The sequence below is a fragment of the Bordetella genomosp. 5 genome, from assembly GCF_002261475.1.
Classification (GTDB): Bacteria; Pseudomonadota; Gammaproteobacteria; order Burkholderiales; family Burkholderiaceae_B; genus Bordetella.
On the sequence record NZ_NEVN01000006.1, the window covers coordinates 40,711 to 56,467 of the forward strand.

Genomic DNA, 15,757 nt, shown 5'->3' on the forward strand with positions numbered 1-15,757 from the left:
CGCGGATTCGCCTTATGCGCAGTTGGCAGGGGGGTATAACATTCGATTATCGGAAGAGTGCCGCCGGGAGGGGGCGATGCGATTCAAGCTGCGACAGATGGAAGTGTTCCGGGCGGTGATGCTCACGGGCTCGATGAATGGCGCGGCCAAGCTGCTGTTCGTCTCGCAGCCCGCGGTGAGCCGCCTGATCGCGCACACCGAGCAATCGCTGGGGCTCGCGCTGTTCGAGCGCGATCGCGGCAAGCTCACGCCCACGGCCGAGGCGCTGCGGCTGTTCGAGGAAGTCGGGCCGCTGTTCGACGAGGCGGTGCGCATCGACGAGCTGGCGCGCGACCTGGCGCTGCGCCCGGACGGCGCGCTCGCGCTGTGCTCGAGCCCCAGCCTCGCGCTGAACTTCGTGCCGACCGTGGTCGCGCGCTTTCTCGCGCAGTATCCGAACGTCCGGCTCAAGTACCACACCACCTTGCTGTCCGACATGGCGCACGAGCTGCTGGGCCGCAAGGCGGAGCTGGCGGTGTCCGTGCTGCCGATCGATCATCCCAATCTGGTCGTGGAGCCCTTCGCCACGGGGCAGATGGTCTGCATCATGCCGACCGGTCACGCGCTGACGTCGCGCCGGGCGGTCAGCCTCGCCGAGCTGGCCGCGTATCCGCTCGTGCTGTACAGCCGTTCGATTCCGTTCGGTCAGCTGGTGGCGGCGGCCTTTCAGCGCGCCGACGTGAGCTGGCACGCCACGGCCGACATCGTGCGCGCCGAGCTCGCCTGCGCGCTGGTGCGCGCGGGCGTCGGCGTGGCCATCGTGGATGAATTTTCGGTCCAGCAGGCCGGTTGGCCCGGCATCGAAGTGCGGCCGCTGCAGGAGTCGATTCCGCTGCAACTCAGCCTGGTGCGCTCCGGCTTCGAGCGCCCGAGCCGTCATGTGCAGCGCTTCATGCGGCTCTTGAAGGACTACGCGCGGGCGCGCGAGTCGGGGGGCGTGCGCTGAGGGCCGTGGCTGCACGGCGCCCGTCGCGCGGCGTGGTGGGGCGGCGCGCGTGCGCCGCCCGATCTCGTCAGCGCACGAAGCGCAGCGCCATCTCGCCCAGGTCGCCGAAGCCCACGCGCACGGCGCGGTTGGCGGGCACGTCGATGTAGCCGGCATATGAGCCGGTGATGACGTGCTGGCCGGCGCGCAGGCCCAGGCCTTGTGCGCGCAGGAACTCGGCCAGCCAATACAGGCCGGCGCGCGGTTCGTCGTTGGGGTGCACGCCGTCGTGATCTTCCTGCAGCGCGTCGTCCACATGCACCGTGATCGGCAGGCGCGCGGGCGCGTCCTGGTGGATCTCGGGCCCGAGCACGAGGCCCTGGTTGAACATGTGGTCGGCCAGCAGCTCGGGCAGGCTGGCGTGCTGCGGCGCGCTGTAGCGGCAGCCCAGCACTTCGAGCGCGAGCCGGCTTCGGCCGACCGCGGCGTCGACATCGGCACGGGTGTAGCGGGCGGCGCGTGGCGGCAGATCGCGCGCGAGTTCGAAGGCGATCTCCGGCTCGATGCGCACCAGCGCGTCGGCGGCCGGCGCGCTGCCGTGTTCGCTCAGATGCACCGCCGGTGCGTAGATGGGGGCGACCGCGAACTTCTCCGGCGTGGGCACCGCGCTTTTCCAGGCGGCGATCGGCGCGCCCTGGGCCTGCTGCAGTTCGGCGGTGCGCATCTGTACGGCGAAGGCCTGCCCCAGGGTGGCGGGACGGCAGTGGTCGGGCAGCCGCGGGCCGGGCTCGCCGCGTTGACGCGCGGCGAGCAGATAATGCGCGGCCTCGTCGCAGCCGGGATAAGGTTCGATACGGACTTCCATGATGCAGACTCCAACATGCAACGGCCTGGTGGCGCTTCAGCGATGCGCGAGACCGGGCCGGCGGGAGCCATAGTGTATGTAAAGTCGAAAGGGCTCGTGTTCAGCCGATCGCAAGGTTTGACGCGTGCCGGCGGACGTTGCGCAGGGCTTTGCAAACCCGCGCGGGGGCAAGCGCCATGCCTGGCGCGGCCTCACGCGCAATGGTTGTCGCGCGGCGCGCGCCCCGCTAAGCTGTGTAAAAAAATAGGGGAGGCTGCCATTCGCCGGCGTGAACGCGCCGGCCGTTGTCCTAAGGAGACAGGCATGCCTTTGAAGGTGTTGGATGGGCGTTGTGCGATCGTGACCGGCGCATCGTCAGGGATCGGTCAGGCGGTCGCCGTGGCGCTGGCGCAGGCGGGCGCGCGGGTGGCCGTCAATCACAGCAGCGGTGGCGAGTCGGCCGCGCGTGCGCAGAAGGTGGTCGACGACATCGCGCGCGACGGCGGCACCGCGATCGCGGTGCAGGCGGACGTCAGCCGCGAAGACGAGGTCGCGCAGCTCTATGCGCAGACCGAGGCGGCCTTCGGGCCGCTCGACATTCTGGTCAACAACGCGGGCATCGAACAGCCTTCGCCGATCGAGCAGATGACGCTCGATCAATGGCGCCGCGTGATCGACGTCAATCTCACCGGTCAATTTCTGTGCGCGCGCGAGGCAGCACGCCATTTTCTGGCGCGCGAGGCGCCCGAGGGCGAACGGCGCGCCCGCGGCACCATGATCTTCATGAGCTCGGTGCACGAGGTCATCCCGTGGGCGTTCCAGGCCAACTACGCGGCGTCGAAGGGCGGCATCAATCTGCTGATGCGCTCGCTCGCGCAGGAGCTGGCGCCGCGTCGCATCCGCGTGAACAGCATCGCGCCCGGTGCGATCCGGACGCCCATCAATCACGAAGCCTGGGACACGCCCGAGGCCCTGGCCGATCTGCTCAAACTGATTCCGTATGGCCGCATCGGCGAGCCCGATGACATCGGTCGCGCGGCCGTGTGGCTGGCGAGCGACGATTCGGATTACGTGACCGGCACCACCTTGTTCGTCGATGGCGGCATGACCTTATATCCCGAGTTCCGGGGGGCGGGCTGATGCGCAGTGCCAGCACCTACCCCAAGCCGATCGAGGATTACGGGCTGATCGGCAACATGCTGTCGGCGGCACTCGTGGCGCGCGACGGCTCGATCGACTGGCTCTGCCTTCCGCATTTCGACTCGCCGGCCTGCTTCGCCGCGCTGCTGGGCGACGCCTCGCACGGCCGCTGGCGGCTGAGCGGCGCCGACCCCGAGGCCCGCGTCACGCGCAGCTATGTGCCCGACACCGCGGTGCTCGAGACGCGCATCGACACCAGCACCGGCACGGTCCTCGTGCATGACTTCATGCCGCTCTCGGAAGACGAGGAGAAGGTCGATCTGGTGCGCGTGGTGCGCGGCCTGCATGGCAGCGTCGACATGAACATGGAGCTCGTGCTGCGCTTCAATTATGGTCAGGCCGTGCCGTGGGTCAGGCGGCGGGATTACGGCCTGAGTGCGATCGCCGGCCCCGACGCCGTGGAGCTGCACACGCCGGTCGCGCTCGACGGGCACGACATGATCAGCACCGCCGAATTCACGGTGCGGCAGGGCGAAGTCGTGCCGTTCACGCTCTCGTACCATCGCTCGCACAAGACGCCGCACTTCGTGGCCGACCGCCTGGAGAGCCTGGAACGCACGATCAGCTGGTGGCAACAATGGGCGCATCGTTGCCACTGGGAGGGGCCCGACGGCCCGCGCCGCCAGGCCGTGGTGCGTTCGCTCATCACGCTGAAGCTGCTGACGTTTTCGCCGACGGGCGGTATCGTCGCCGCGCCCACCACCTCCTTGCCCGAGCACGTGGGCGGCGAGCGCAACTGGGACTACCGCTATTGCTGGCTGCGGGATTCGGCGCTCACCCTCTATGCGCTGCTCAACGCCGGTTATCGCGAAGAGGCCGAGGCGTGGCGCCAGTGGCTGCTGCGCGCCACCGCCGGGCATCCCGATCAATTGCACATCATGTACGGCATTGCGGGCGAGCGCTGGCTGCCGGAACACGACGTGCCCTGGCTGCCCGGTTACGCCGGCAGCAAGCCGGTGCGGGTGGGCAATGGCGCCTTCGGCCAGATCCAGCTCGACGTCTATGGCGAGCTGATCGAAACGCTGCACGCGGCACGGGCGGCCGGCCTGGCGCCGATGGCCGAGGCGTGGCGCCTGCAGAACGTGTTTCTCAAGCCCCTGGAGGAGATCTGGGATTCGCTCGACCACGGCATCTGGGAAGTGCGCGGGCCCAAGCAGGCCTTTACGCATTCGCGCCTGATGTGCTGGGTGGCGTTCGATCGCGCGATCAAGTCATGCGAACAGTTCGGTCTGGCCGGGCCGCTGGATCGCTGGCGCGCGCTGCGCGAGCGCATCCGCGACGACATCCTCACGCACGGCTACGACGCGCAGCGCAATACCTTCGTGCAGTATTACGGCGGGACGGCGCTCGATGCGAGCCTGCTGTTGATTCCGCAGGTGGGCTTTCTGCCGCCGGACGATGAGCGGGTGCACGGCACGATCCGCGCCATCGAGGAAGACCTGTTGCAGGGCGGGCTGCTGCGGCGCTACAGCATGGCCAAGACCGACGATGGCCTCGAAGGCGAGGAGGGCGCGTTTCTCGCGTGCAGCTTCTGGCTGGCCGATGCCTACGCGATGCAGGGGCGGCTGGAAGATGCCAATCGGCTGTTCGACAAGCTGCTCGGCCTGCGCAACGACCTCGGGCTGCTGGCCGAGGAGTACGACGTGGTGCACGGCCGCCTGGTCGGGAATTTCCCGCAGGGCTTCTCGCACATCGGATTGGTCAACACTGCCTACAACCTCAACCAGGCCGAGGGGCCGGCGAAGCAGCGCGCCAGCCGCGAAGCGCCGCAGGACTGAGCCGGCTCAGTGAAAACGCCAGCGGGCCGCGCTCTCCGGGGCGCGGCCGTCGGCCACGGCCTTGGCGCGCGCGGCTTCGACGCGCTCGTGCATCTCCGCCAGAAACGGCTCGATATGGAAAGAAATGCCGAGGTCTTCGGCCAGGCGCACCACGCGCGCGGCGGAGCCGATGGTGTTGCCATCGCACAGGCGTTCCACGCGTTCGCGCAGCTCCGTGTCGCCGGCGGTCATCGAGAGGAGTTTGCGGACGTTCTCTCTGCTCATGTCATTTCCTGATTTACCTGAGACCGGGCTGAAAGCTTACCCGCAAGCCTGCGTCGGCGGCGTGAAAATAACGCGGAAAAACAGGGCTTTTTGTGGCGTGTACGGCACACACGGAGGCGCTCGCGGCGGGCGACTCGCAGGTCGATTAATCGTTGCGTGCGCAAATGGCGCGATCTTGACGTGATCCGGCACTAAATTTCGGAAAACGCGTGTCAAGCCGCGGTCGGCGGGCGCACGAGGAGCACGGGCGGCCGGCCGCAGCGGCGGCAGGCCGGGGCGCGCGGCCAGGGCTGCTATGATGCTGGATGGATATCCAGTCAGGGGCCGGTGTGGCGCCCGCCATGGATGGATGCCCCGGATCCCGTTGCCCGCATGTTCGCCCCGCACCGTTACTACTATCTGCACAATTTTCAGCAGGCGCTGGACTGGCTGGCCGCGCGCTACGACGATCTGTTCGCGCCGGCCGAGCGGGCCTTCGTGCACGACTTCGCCCGCTTGCCGCAGGCCTCGCGCGCGCTCGCGGTGCGCCTGCTGATGCGCACGCGCCGTGTCTATCGAGCCGAGTGTCTGCACTACGAAGAAATCGGCTGCATCCCCACCGCGGCCGCGCCGTTGCTGGCCTTGGGCTGGTTGCAGGCCGATCCGGCGCTCGACTGGACCGAGTGGGCCGCGCTGCATACCAAAGACGAACTCGCGCGGCGCTATCCGCAGGCCGGCGCGCGCGCGTCGTGGCGCAAGGCGGAGCTCCTGGCCACGCTGCGTGAGCACCTGGGCGGCGCGGACGTACGTGCCTGCAGCGCGTGGGGCGCGGGGCCGGACGAGGCCATCTGGTCCGTCGAGATCGGCGCGCTCGCCGAGCGCCTGCGCCTGATGTTCTTCGGCAATCTGCATCAGAGCTGGTCGGAGTTCGTGCTCGCCGACCTCGGTGTTTTTCAGTATGAACCGGTGGCGCTCGACAGCCATACACGCGCCTTTCCGCATGCGCGCGCCATCGATACCTACCTGGCCCTGCACGCCGTACGCGAGCGGCTGGACAGCGCGACGCCCGATGAGGCGCCGGCCCTGCACGCGGAGATCGAAGCCTGCGCCAGCGAGGTGCCGTGGCTCGCGCGCCGCCAGGCCAAGGTGTGGTTCCGCCTGGGGCAGTGGTGCGAACGGGCAGGGGCCTGGGACGCCGCCGAGGCGGCCTATCGCGCGTCGCGCCATCCGGGCGCACGCCAGCGCCTGATACGCGTGATCGAGCGGCAGGCGCGTTATGAAGACGCGCATGCGCTCGCCCGCGACACCCTCTCCGCGCCCGGCAGCGAAGCCGAGCTGCAGCTGGTAGCGCGCATGTTGCCGCGGCTGGCCCGCCATGCCGGCCTGCCCGCGCCGGCGCCCACGCGACGCGCCACGACGGCGCCATTCGAGCTGGTGTTGCCGCGCCCGGAGCCGGCACGGCGTGTCGAGTTCGTGGTGCGCGATCACCTCGGCACCAGCGAAGCGCCGGCGTATTACGTCGAAAACGGCCTGATCAATTCGCTGTTCGGGCTGTTGTGCTGGCGCGCGATCTTCGAGCCGGTGTCCGGCGCGTTCTTCCATCCGTTTCAGCGCGGCCCGGCCGATCTGCACGATGCCGGCTTTCGCGCGCGCCGCGCGGCCGCCTTCGATGCCTGCCTGGGCGCACTGGCCGACGGCACGCACCGCGAGCGCATTCTCGCGTGCTACGAAGCCAAGGCCGGGGTGCAGTCGCCGTTCGTTTTCTGGGGCATGCTGAGCCGCGACCTGCTCGAGGCCGCGCTCGCGTGCATCGCACCCGAGCATCTCGCGCTGTGGTTCGCGCGCCTGCTCGACGACATCGAGACCAATCGTTCCGGCCTGCCGGATCTGGTGCGGTTCTGGCCCGCCGAGGCGCGCTACGAACTGATCGAGGTGAAAGGCCCGGGCGACCGCCTGCAGGACAACCAGGTGCGCTGGCTGGCCTATGCGGCGCGGCATGGCTTGCCGGTGCGGGTGTGTCATGTGCGCTGGGACGAAACGCTGGCGAGCGCGCAGGCGAGCGGCACGATCTCGCCCACGGCCGTGGCGCTGGTCGCCACCCCGCCGGACGGCACGCCACCAAACGAGCCTCTGCAGGAGGCCGCATGAATCTCGACGTGGCGGTGCGCACGCTGTGCGATTTCACCGCGCGCGCGGGCGATCTGGATTCCCGCTTCACGCCGGCGCCCACCGCGCTCGAAGGCATGGCGGGCCACGCCGTCATCGCGGCGCGGCGGGGAGCGGCGTTCGAACATGAGGTCCGGCTCGGCGCCACCCATGCCGGCCTGACGGTGCGCGGCCGCGCCGATGGCTTCGATGCCGAGGCCCGGCGCGTCGAAGAAGTGAAGACCTATCGCGGCGATCTGGCCAGCCTGCGGGCCAATCAGCGCGCCCTGCATCGAGCTCAGGCCCGGGTCTACGGTCATATGCTGTGCGAGTCGCGCGGGCTGGAGCGGATCACCGTCGCGGTGGTGTATTTCAATCTCGATACCGAGCTCGAGACGGCCGAGGCCGAGACCCTCACGGCCGCCGAGCTGCAGGCGGTGTTTGCCGATCTCTGCACCCGCTATGCCGAGTGGGCCGCGCGCGAACGGGCCCACCGGCTCGCCCGCGACGCGGCCTTCGAGTCTCTGGCGTTTCCGTACGGCGCGATGCGGGCGGGGCAGCGTCAGCTCGCCGTGGCCGTGTATCGCGCGGCGCGCGACGGGCATCCGGTGATGGCGCAGGCGCCCACCGGGGTCGGCAAGACCCTCGGCACGCTGTTTCCGCTGCTCAAGGCCTGCGCGGCGCAGGGGCTGGACAAGGTGTTTTTCCTGTCGGCCAAGGGGCCCGGTCATGCGCTCGCGCTCGATGCGCTGGCGCAACTGCGCGCGGGCCGCGACGCGCCCTTGCCGCTGCGCGTGGTCGAGCTGGTGGCGCGCGACAAGGCCTGCGTGCATCCCGACCGCGCCTGTCACGGCGACGCGTGCCCGCGCGCCCGCGGCTTCTACGACCGCCTGCCGGGTGCGCGCGCGCAGGCCCTCGCGGCGCCCGACGCCACGCTGGACCGCGCCGCGGTGCGCGCGGCGGCCGACGCGCACGAGGTGTGTCCGTACTACCTGGCGCAGGAGCTCGCGCGCTGGGCCGATGTGGTCGTGGGCGACTACAACTACTGGTTCGATTCGAGCGCCATGTTGTATGCCCTCACGCAGGTGCATCAATGGCGCGTGGCCGTGGCGGTCGACGAGGCGCACAATCTGCTCGAGCGGGCCCGCCGCATGTACAGCGCGTCGCTGTCGATGGGCGCCGTGCGGGCGGCCCGCGGCCTGGCGCCGGCGGCGCTGCGCAAGCCGCTCGACGGCCTGCTGCGTTCGTGGCGCGCGGTGCTCAAGAAGCAGGAGGGCGATTACGCGGCGCACGAGATGGTGCCGGGCAATCTGCGCGAGGCGGTCCAGCGCGCGGCGACGGCCTTCGCCGATCACTACGCCAGCGGCCCCGCCGCGCCCGACGACCCGCTGCTGGGCCTGTACTTCGCGCTGCTGCAATTCGGCCGGCTGGCGGAAAGCTTCGGCAGTCATGCCCTGTTCGACATGACGCGCCACACGCGCGGCCTGGAGTACGGCAAGCCGGATTCGGACGCCTGCATCCGCAACGTCGTGCCGGCCCCGTACCTCGCGGCCCGTCACGCGGCGGCGCGCAGCACGGTGCTGTTTTCGGGCACGTTCAGCCCGGCCGGCTTCTATCTCGATACGCTGGGCCTGCCGCCCGCCACCACCTGGCTCGATGTGGAGGCGCCGTTTTCCGCCGAGCAACTGCGCGTGCGTGTCGTGGGCGACGTGTCGACGCGCTGGCGCGACCGGGCCGGCTCGCTCGAGCCGATCGCCGATCTCATCGCCGCGCAGTATGCCGAGCAGCCGGGCAACTATCTCGGTTTTCTGAGCAGCTTCGATTATCTGGCGCAGGTCACGGCGCTGATGCGCCAGCGTCATCCGCAGGTGCCCGTGTGGGAGCAGTCGCCCGGCATGGACGAGGCCGCGCGCGCGGCATTCCTCGCGCGCTTCACCGAGTCGGGGCGGGGCGTGGGATTCGCCGTGCTGGGCGGCGCCTTTGCCGAGGGGGTCGACCTGCCGGGCCGCAGGCTCATCGGCGCCTTCGTCGCCACGCTGGGCCTGCCGCAGGTCAACCCGGTCAACGAGCAGATCATGGCCACGATGCGTGCGCGCTTCGGCGACGACGCGGCCTACGACTACACCTATCTCTATCCGGGCCTGCAGAAGGTGGTGCAGGCGGCCGGCCGCGTGATCCGCAGCGAGACCGATACCGGCACCGTGCATCTGATCGACGATCGCTTCCGCCGGCACAAGGTGCGCGCGCTCCTGCCGGGCTGGTGGCGCGTGACCGAGATGCGGGCGCGCTAGACCGTCGTCCAGTCGCCGCGCAATTCGCTGTCGATCAGGATCTGCAGCAGCGTTTCGGCGGGGCGGCTCAGGTGGGGCGCACCGACCGCCACGTAGTCCACGTCGGGCAGCGCGGGCAGGGCAGCGGCGTTCACCGGCGGCGCCAGTCCGCGGCCGGTCATGAACTGCGGCCTGACGGTCAGGCCCAGGCCGCCGCGCGCGGCAGCGCTGCTGCCGGCCAGCGAGCTGCTGGTACAGACGATGCGCCAGCTCGCGCCCGCGACGGCCAGCGCGTCGAGCACCACGGCGCGCGTGATGCTGGGCTCGGCGGCGAGCACCAGCGGCAGCGGCTGACGCAGATCGACCTCGGTGCCGGCCCGCGCGATCCATTGCAGATGGCTCGTGAAGAGCCGCGTGCCGCGCGCCTCGCCTTTGCGCCGCTTGCAGACCAGCAGATCGATGGCGCCGCCATCGAGCAGCTCGTGCAGCCGGCCGGTCATCGCGATGGTGATCTGCAGCTCCACGTCGGGGTGGGCGTTACGAAAGGCCGCGAGAATCGCGGGCAGCGGGCCCAGCGCGATGTCGTCCGAGCAGCCCAGCCTGACGCGGCCGCGCAGCCGCGGCGAGCGGAACTGCGATTCGGCATGCGCCATGGCCTCGAGAATATGGCGGGCATGCGCCAGCATGGCCTCGCCGTCGGACGTGAGCGCAACGGCATGCGTGTCGCGCGTGAGCAGGCGACGCCCGACCGTTTCTTCGAGGCGCCGGATGTGTTCGCTGACGGTGGACTGGGTCAGCCCCAGCTCGCGGCCCGCCTGAGAAAAGCCCTGGACGGACGCGACGGTGGCGAAGGTATGAAGCCAGACGGGATTGAGCATGGGCAGGCCGGCCGTGCTTATCGAAAAAATCGATAGCAGTGAGCGCGCTGAGTGGGGTTCACGATAGGCACCAGCTTACTAGAATGCTTCCATCGTGTCCCGAACCAGGCCGGTCCGCCCCGGATGAAGCGATTTCATGCGGCGCGCGGCGGGCAGGCCGGCTTGTCGGGCACCTCCCGCAAAGCCCTGAAAGAAAAGCCGTTTTTATGCCGAAGTCATCCGCCCACACCGCCATGCTATGGACCGTAGCCGGCGGTTTTTTCATGCAGGCGCTCGATACCACCATCGTCAACACCGCCTTGCCTTCGATTGCCCGCAGTCTGGGCGTGTCGGCGCTCGAGATGCATCCGGTGGTGGTTGCCTACACCCTCACGATGGCGCTGCTGACGCCCGCGTCGGGTTGGCTCTCCGACCGTTTCGGATCGCGCCGCGTCTACTTCGTTTCCATCCTGCTGTTCGTGCTCGGCTCGATCTTCTGTGCCGCCGCGCAGTCGCTGCCGCAACTGGTGGCCGCGCGCGTGGTGCAGGGCGTGGGCGGCGCGATGCTGCTGCCGGTGGGGCGTCTGGCGGTGTTGCGCACGGTGCGCGGCGAGGCCTACGTGGCGGCGCTCGCGATGATCTCGATCGCGGGGCAGGTGGGTCCGATTCTGGGGCCCACGCTGGGCGGCTGGTTCGTGCAGTCGATGACCTGGCACGCCATCTTCCTGATCAACGTGCCGGTCGGCATCCTCGGTCTGATCGGCGTCTGGAAGTTCATGCCCGACGACAGCCTGCCCGAAGCCCCGCGCTTCGACTGGGTGGGCGGCGGTCTGCTGTCGCTCTGCATGGTGTCGTTCTCGCTGGCCCTCGAGAGCCCGGTCCAGTCGAATCGCCTGCTGGTCTCGGGCACGCTGGTCGCCGTCAGCATCCTCGCGGTGTGCGCCTACGTGGCGCATGCCCGCCGCCGCCCCGATCCGCTGTTCCGCCTGAGTCTGTTCCAGACGCCCAACTTCAGCGTGGGCCTGCTCGGCAACCTGGTCTGTCGCGTGGGCTCGAGCGCGGTGCCGTTTCTGCTGCCGCTCTTGATGCAGCTGCAGCTGGGCTACAGCCCGCTGCATTCGGGCCTGATGCTGTTGCCGGCGGCGATCGCGGGCACCTTCGCCAAGGGCTGGATCGCGCCGCTGCTGCGCCGCCACGGCTACAGCGCGTTCCTGGTCTGGAACACGGTGATCGTCGGTGCATCGATCGTGGCGTTCGCCACGTTCTCGGCCGTGACGCCGCTGTGGATCGAGATCCTGGTGATGTGTGTGTTCGGCGCCAGCAACTCGATGCAGTTCGCCGCCATGAACGGCGTCACGCTCAAGGAGCTCTCGCCGCGCGACGCGGGCAGCGGCAACAGCCTGTTCTCGATGGTGCAGATGCTGGCCATGGGCCTGGGCGTGTCGATCGGCGGCGGCCTCGTGTCGCTCTTTGCCGCCGGCGGCGACGCGGGCCACGCCTTCCGCATCGCGTTCGTGGTGGTCGGGATGGTCACGCTGGCCTCGGCCCTGGTGTTCCGCCGCATCGATGTGCCGGGCGCCCCGCAGCCCCAGCCCGCCTGAGCGCGGGCCGCTCAGCCCAGATCGGTCGGCAGGTCCACGTCGCGCAGCACGCCGGGATCGCCGACCTCGATCTCATGCGCGCGGTGGCGCGCCAGCACGCCACGGGCGCCGGTATCGCCGCTCAGCGCGGCAAGCTCCGGCCACAGCGACCTGGCGAAGCGCACCGGATGGCCCCTGCGTCCGGCGTGAACGGGCGCGACGATGAGGTGGGCCGCGTCGGCGCGGGCCACGCTCAGCAGGGTCTGCGGCGCAATCCAGGGCATGTCCGCGAGCGCGACCACGGCGTGGCTCGCCTGCGGCGCATGGGCCAGCAGCCACGCCGCCGCCGCGGCCAATGTGGCGCCCATGCCGGCTTCGACCGGCGGCGCCGCGGCGACGGTGCAGCCCGACGCGGCCAACTGAGCCGACAGCAGCGCGTCGTCGGCGGCTACCATCGCCAACACCTGCCCGGTGGCCTCGCGCAGGCGCAGGGCGCTCTGCACGGCGACCGTCTGCCCGCTGGGCAGCGGGGCCTGCAATTTATGGGTGGCCCCGCCGGCCTGGCGATAGCGCGAGCCCGCACCGGCGGCAAGCAGTATGCCAACACAGGCGGAGAGGTCTGGGGTATACACAGGGTTGGAAGGCATGGCGTGCCGGATCGCGGGGCAGGGGCCTCAGTATAGAGAGGCGGCGCGGGCGCGCGGCTTGCTCATGCGGGTCTTGCCTGCCTCTGGCCTGCCTTTCGCCTGGTTATTTACTGCTGATCGCTCATGAATGCTCTCGACCTCGATGTATTGCGTCACGCCCGTGACTGGCTCGCCGCCGGCCACACGGTGCACCTCCTCACCGTTGCGCAGACCTGGGGCTCCGCGCCGCGCCAGGCGGGCGCCACGCTGGTGGTGCGCGGCGATGGCGTCGCCTGTGGCTCGGTGTCGGGCGGATGCATCGAAGACGATGTGATGCAGCGCGCGCGCGAGGGCCGTCTGCCGGCGGTGCCGGAGCGTCTGACCTACGGCGTCACGAGCGACGAGGCCGCGCAGTTCGGCTTGCCGTGCGGCGGCACCTTGCGGCTGGTGGTCGAACCGCTCGCCGACGGCGCGTGGATCGAGCACGTGCTCGCGGAGGTGGCCGAGCATCGACTCGTGCGGCGCACGCTGGACCTGCGCACCGGCGCGATGACGCTGGCGCCGGCCGAGCCGATCGACGGTCCCGATTTCGACGGCACGGTGCTGCGCGCGGTGTATGGGCCGCGCTGGCGCCTGCTCATCATCGGCGCCAATGCCACGGCGCAGGTGCTCGCGCCCCTGGCAGCGACGCTGGATTTCGATGTGCTGGTCTGTGATCCGCGGCCCGAGGCGCGCGCCGTCTGGCACTGCGACGCGGCGCGCTATGTCGACGGCATGCCGGACGACGCGGTGCTCGAGATCGGCACCGACGCGCGCACGGCGATCGTCGCGGTCACCCACGATCCCAAGCTGGACGACATGGCGTTGATGGAGGCGCTGCGCTCGCCCGCGTTCTATGTGGGTGCGTTGGGCTCGCGTGGCAATCAGGCCAAGCGCCGCGAACGCCTGCGCCTGCTCGATCTCACCGACCCCCAGATCGCGCGGCTGCACGGTCCGATCGGCCTGGATATCGCGAGCCGCACCCCGGCCGAGATCGCGGTGGCGATCGCCGCCGAGCTGGTCTGGGTGCGCAACACGCTCGGCGCCGAACGCCTGCCGGCGGCGGGCGGGCAGGGCCGCGAGACCCTGACGGCGGGGCGCAAAGCCTGCGACTGACGCGGAGGGGGTCGGTATACTGCGGCCATGTATCGCGCCCATCGTTCCGATGCCCCCATCCCCGCAGGCACAGGCTCATCGTGAAAGACCCGAAGCAACCCTATCAATTCTCGGAGCAGGTCGGCCACCTGCTGCGCCGCGCCTATCAGCGCCATGTGGCGCTCTTCCAGCAAACCATTCCCGATTCGCAGCTGACGGCGGCGCAGTTCGTCGTGCTGTGCGCCGTGCGCGACCAGGGGGCGTGCTCGCTGATCGAGATCGTCAAGCACACGGCCATCGATCAGGCGACGGTGCGGGGCGTGATCGATCGCCTCAAGGCCCGCGAACTCATTACGGTCTCGCATGATCCGGCGGATCGCCGCAAGGTGCTGGTCTCGCTGACCGAGGCCGGCGCGGCGCTGGTGGGCGAAATGGTGCCGTTCGCGCGCGACATCACCGAGGCGACGTTCGGCGAGCTGAACCCCGCCGAACGGGTGGCGGTGGTGTATCTGCTGCGCAAGATGTGTGAGTTCGACGATGCCGACGCCGAGGCGACTACGGGAAAGTCCTAGGTCAATTCAAGCGATGACGCTCGATATTCTGAGCCGGCCCAGAGGGCAGTCCGCCACGTGAATCGAGCTCATGCGCGCACTTCTGGTGCCTGGAGTGGTGCGTTAATGCACTGATTTTGTGACGTTATTCGGGTATTCCCTGGGGGTTTTGGAATATCCATTCTTAAATTGTGGTTATACCGTGCGGGTGCGCGGTTTGCGTGCAGACTTCGAGTGTGTACGCTTTAAAAAGAATGCGAGTCCGACGAGGCTCGCCGAGGTTCCACGAATTCGCATGGCAGGACTCACCCGCAGTGACCATCATCGACTATGCAAGGGGAAAACATGAACGGTCGCATTCGCTATACCCAGTGGCTCGGCGCGGCATGCGCGGCGCTGGTTTCCGCTTCCGCCTGGGCGCAGGGCACCATCAAGATCGGCGAGATCAATAGCTACAAGGCGCAGCCCGCGTTTCTCGAGCCGTACAAGAAGGGCATGCAGCTCGCGCTCGACGAGGTCAACGCCGCCGGCGGCGTGAACGGCAAGAAGCTCGAGCTCGTGATCCGCGACGACAACGCCAACCCGGGCGACGCCGTGCGCGCGGCCGAAGAGCTGATCTCGCGCGAACGCGTCGACATGCTGACGGGCTCGTTCCTGTCGCACATCGGCCTGGCCCTTACCGACTACGCCAAGCAGAAGAAGGTGTTCTTCCTGGCGAGCGAGCCGCTCACCGACAAGATCGTCTGGCAGGATGGCAATCGCTACACGTATCGCCTGCGCACCTCGACCTATATGCAGGTGGCGATGCTGGTGCCCGAGGCGGTCAAGCTCAACAAGAAGCGTTGGGCCATCGTGTATCCCAACTACGAGTACGGCCAGTCGGCGGTCTCGACCTTCAAGACGCTGATGAAGGCGGCGCAACCCGACGTCGAGTTCGTGACCGAGCAGGCCGCGCCGCTCGGCAAGGTCGATGCCGGCAGCGTGGTGCAGGCGCTGGCCGATTCCAAGCCCGATGCCATCTTCAACGTGCTGTTCGCGGCCGACGTGACCAAGTTCGTGCGCGAAGGCAATACCCGCGGCCTGTTCAAGAGCACGCCGGTGGTGAGCGTCTTAACCGGCGAGCCGGAGTATCTCGACACCTTCCGCGACGAGACCCCCGAAGGCTGGATCGTCACGGGCTATCCGTGGCAGTTCATCGACACGCCCGAGCATCAGGCCTTCCTGAAGGCGTACCAGGGCAAGTTCAACGACTACCCGCGCCTGGGCTCGGTGGTGGGCTACAGCGCGATCAAGTCGCTCGCCGAGGGCATCAAGAAGGCCGGCTCGACCGATACCGAGGCGATGATCAAGGCCTTCTCGGGCCTCAAGCTCACGATCCCGTTCGGCGACATCGAGTACCGCGCCATCGACAATCAGTCGACCATGGGCGCGTATGTCGGCAAGCTGGGCTCCAAGGATGGCAAGGGCATCATGACCGACATCCGCTACGTGGATGGCGCCAAGGCCCAGCCCAGCGACGACGAAGTCCGCAAGCTGCGCCGGGCGCAGTGAGTCTGGCCGGCCCG

The 15,757-nt window shown here is 69.1% G+C and carries 13 protein-coding genes; 9 read left to right on the forward strand and 4 right to left on the reverse strand.

The window, feature by feature from the left end; genetic code table 11:
• The first annotated feature begins 76 nt into the window (after window positions 1–76).
• Window positions 77–985: a LysR substrate-binding domain-containing protein gene (locus tag CEK29_RS11855; RefSeq protein ID WP_094800112.1), complete on the forward strand. Its 909-nt coding sequence runs from the start codon at window positions 77–79 to the stop codon at window positions 983–985.
• A gap of 67 nt (window positions 986–1,052) precedes the next feature.
• Here the strand turns inward: CEK29_RS11855 and CEK29_RS11860 are convergent, their stop codons facing one another.
• Complete coding sequence (locus CEK29_RS11860) at window positions 1,053–1,829, reverse strand: 2-keto-4-pentenoate hydratase (RefSeq protein ID WP_094800111.1); 777 nt, start codon at window positions 1,827–1,829, stop codon at window positions 1,053–1,055.
• A gap of 303 nt (window positions 1,830–2,132) precedes the next feature.
• Here CEK29_RS11860 and CEK29_RS11865 point away from each other — a divergent pair, with 303 nt between their 5' ends.
• Complete coding sequence (locus CEK29_RS11865; RefSeq protein WP_094858215.1) at window positions 2,133–2,948, forward strand: glucose 1-dehydrogenase; 816 nt, start codon at window positions 2,133–2,135, stop codon at window positions 2,946–2,948.
• Window positions 2,948–4,786, forward strand: coding sequence for a glycoside hydrolase family 15 protein (locus CEK29_RS11870; RefSeq protein WP_094858216.1), 1,839 nt, complete (start codon window positions 2,948–2,950; stop codon window positions 4,784–4,786). The genes CEK29_RS11865 and CEK29_RS11870 overlap by 1 nt, the downstream gene beginning before the upstream one ends.
• A gap of 6 nt (window positions 4,787–4,792) precedes the next feature.
• Here CEK29_RS11870 and CEK29_RS11875 read toward each other — a convergent pair whose 3' ends face one another.
• Window positions 4,793–5,050 carry a hypothetical protein gene (locus CEK29_RS11875; protein WP_094800108.1) on the reverse strand — a complete coding sequence of 86 codons (258 nt, stop codon included), beginning with the start codon at window positions 5,048–5,050 and terminating at the stop codon, window positions 4,793–4,795.
• A gap of 372 nt (window positions 5,051–5,422) precedes the next feature.
• Between CEK29_RS11875 and CEK29_RS11880 the strand changes: the two genes are divergently transcribed.
• Window positions 5,423–7,177 (forward strand): VRR-NUC domain-containing protein, encoded by a 1,755-nt coding sequence (locus CEK29_RS11880; RefSeq protein WP_094858360.1) that lies wholly within the window; start codon window positions 5,423–5,425, stop codon window positions 7,175–7,177.
• Window positions 7,174–9,465 carry an ATP-dependent DNA helicase gene (locus CEK29_RS11885; protein WP_094858217.1) on the forward strand — a complete coding sequence of 764 codons (2,292 nt, stop codon included), beginning with the start codon at window positions 7,174–7,176 and terminating at the stop codon, window positions 9,463–9,465. Before CEK29_RS11880 ends, CEK29_RS11885 begins: the two co-directional genes overlap by 4 nt.
• On the opposite strand, the gene CEK29_RS11890 is transcribed toward CEK29_RS11885, so the two are convergent.
• On the reverse strand, window positions 9,462–10,322 hold the full coding sequence (locus CEK29_RS11890; RefSeq protein ID WP_094800106.1) for a LysR family transcriptional regulator: 861 nt from the start codon (window positions 10,320–10,322) through the stop codon (window positions 9,462–9,464). The genes CEK29_RS11885 and CEK29_RS11890 overlap by 4 nt on opposite strands.
• A gap of 206 nt (window positions 10,323–10,528) precedes the next feature.
• On the opposite strand from CEK29_RS11890, the gene CEK29_RS11895 reads away from it, so the two are divergent.
• The gene (locus CEK29_RS11895; protein ID WP_094800105.1) at window positions 10,529–11,902 is read left to right on the forward strand and encodes a DHA2 family efflux MFS transporter permease subunit; all 1,374 of its coding nucleotides are present in this window, start codon (window positions 10,529–10,531) and stop codon (window positions 11,900–11,902) included.
• A gap of 11 nt (window positions 11,903–11,913) precedes the next feature.
• On the opposite strand, the gene CEK29_RS11900 is transcribed toward CEK29_RS11895, so the two are convergent.
• The gene (locus tag CEK29_RS11900; protein WP_094858218.1) at window positions 11,914–12,528 is read right to left on the reverse strand and encodes a nucleotidyltransferase family protein; all 615 of its coding nucleotides are present in this window, start codon (window positions 12,526–12,528) and stop codon (window positions 11,914–11,916) included.
• Window positions 12,529–12,651: 123 nt separating this feature from the next.
• On the opposite strand from CEK29_RS11900, the gene CEK29_RS11905 reads away from it, so the two are divergent.
• The 3 genes from CEK29_RS11905 (at window position 12,652) to CEK29_RS11915 (ending at window position 15,743) form a co-directional block, all read left to right on the forward strand.
• Window positions 12,652–13,662 carry an XdhC family protein gene (locus CEK29_RS11905; RefSeq protein WP_094800103.1) on the forward strand — a complete coding sequence of 337 codons (1,011 nt, stop codon included), beginning with the start codon at window positions 12,652–12,654 and terminating at the stop codon, window positions 13,660–13,662.
• A gap of 77 nt (window positions 13,663–13,739) precedes the next feature.
• Window positions 13,740–14,213, forward strand: a complete 474-nt coding sequence (locus CEK29_RS11910; protein ID WP_094858219.1) for a MarR family winged helix-turn-helix transcriptional regulator — start codon at window positions 13,740–13,742, stop codon at window positions 14,211–14,213.
• 324 nt (window positions 14,214–14,537) lie between these two features.
• Window positions 14,538–15,743, forward strand: coding sequence for an ABC transporter substrate-binding protein (locus tag CEK29_RS11915; RefSeq protein WP_094800101.1), 1,206 nt, complete (start codon window positions 14,538–14,540; stop codon window positions 15,741–15,743).
• Window positions 15,744–15,757: the final 14 nt, after the last annotated feature.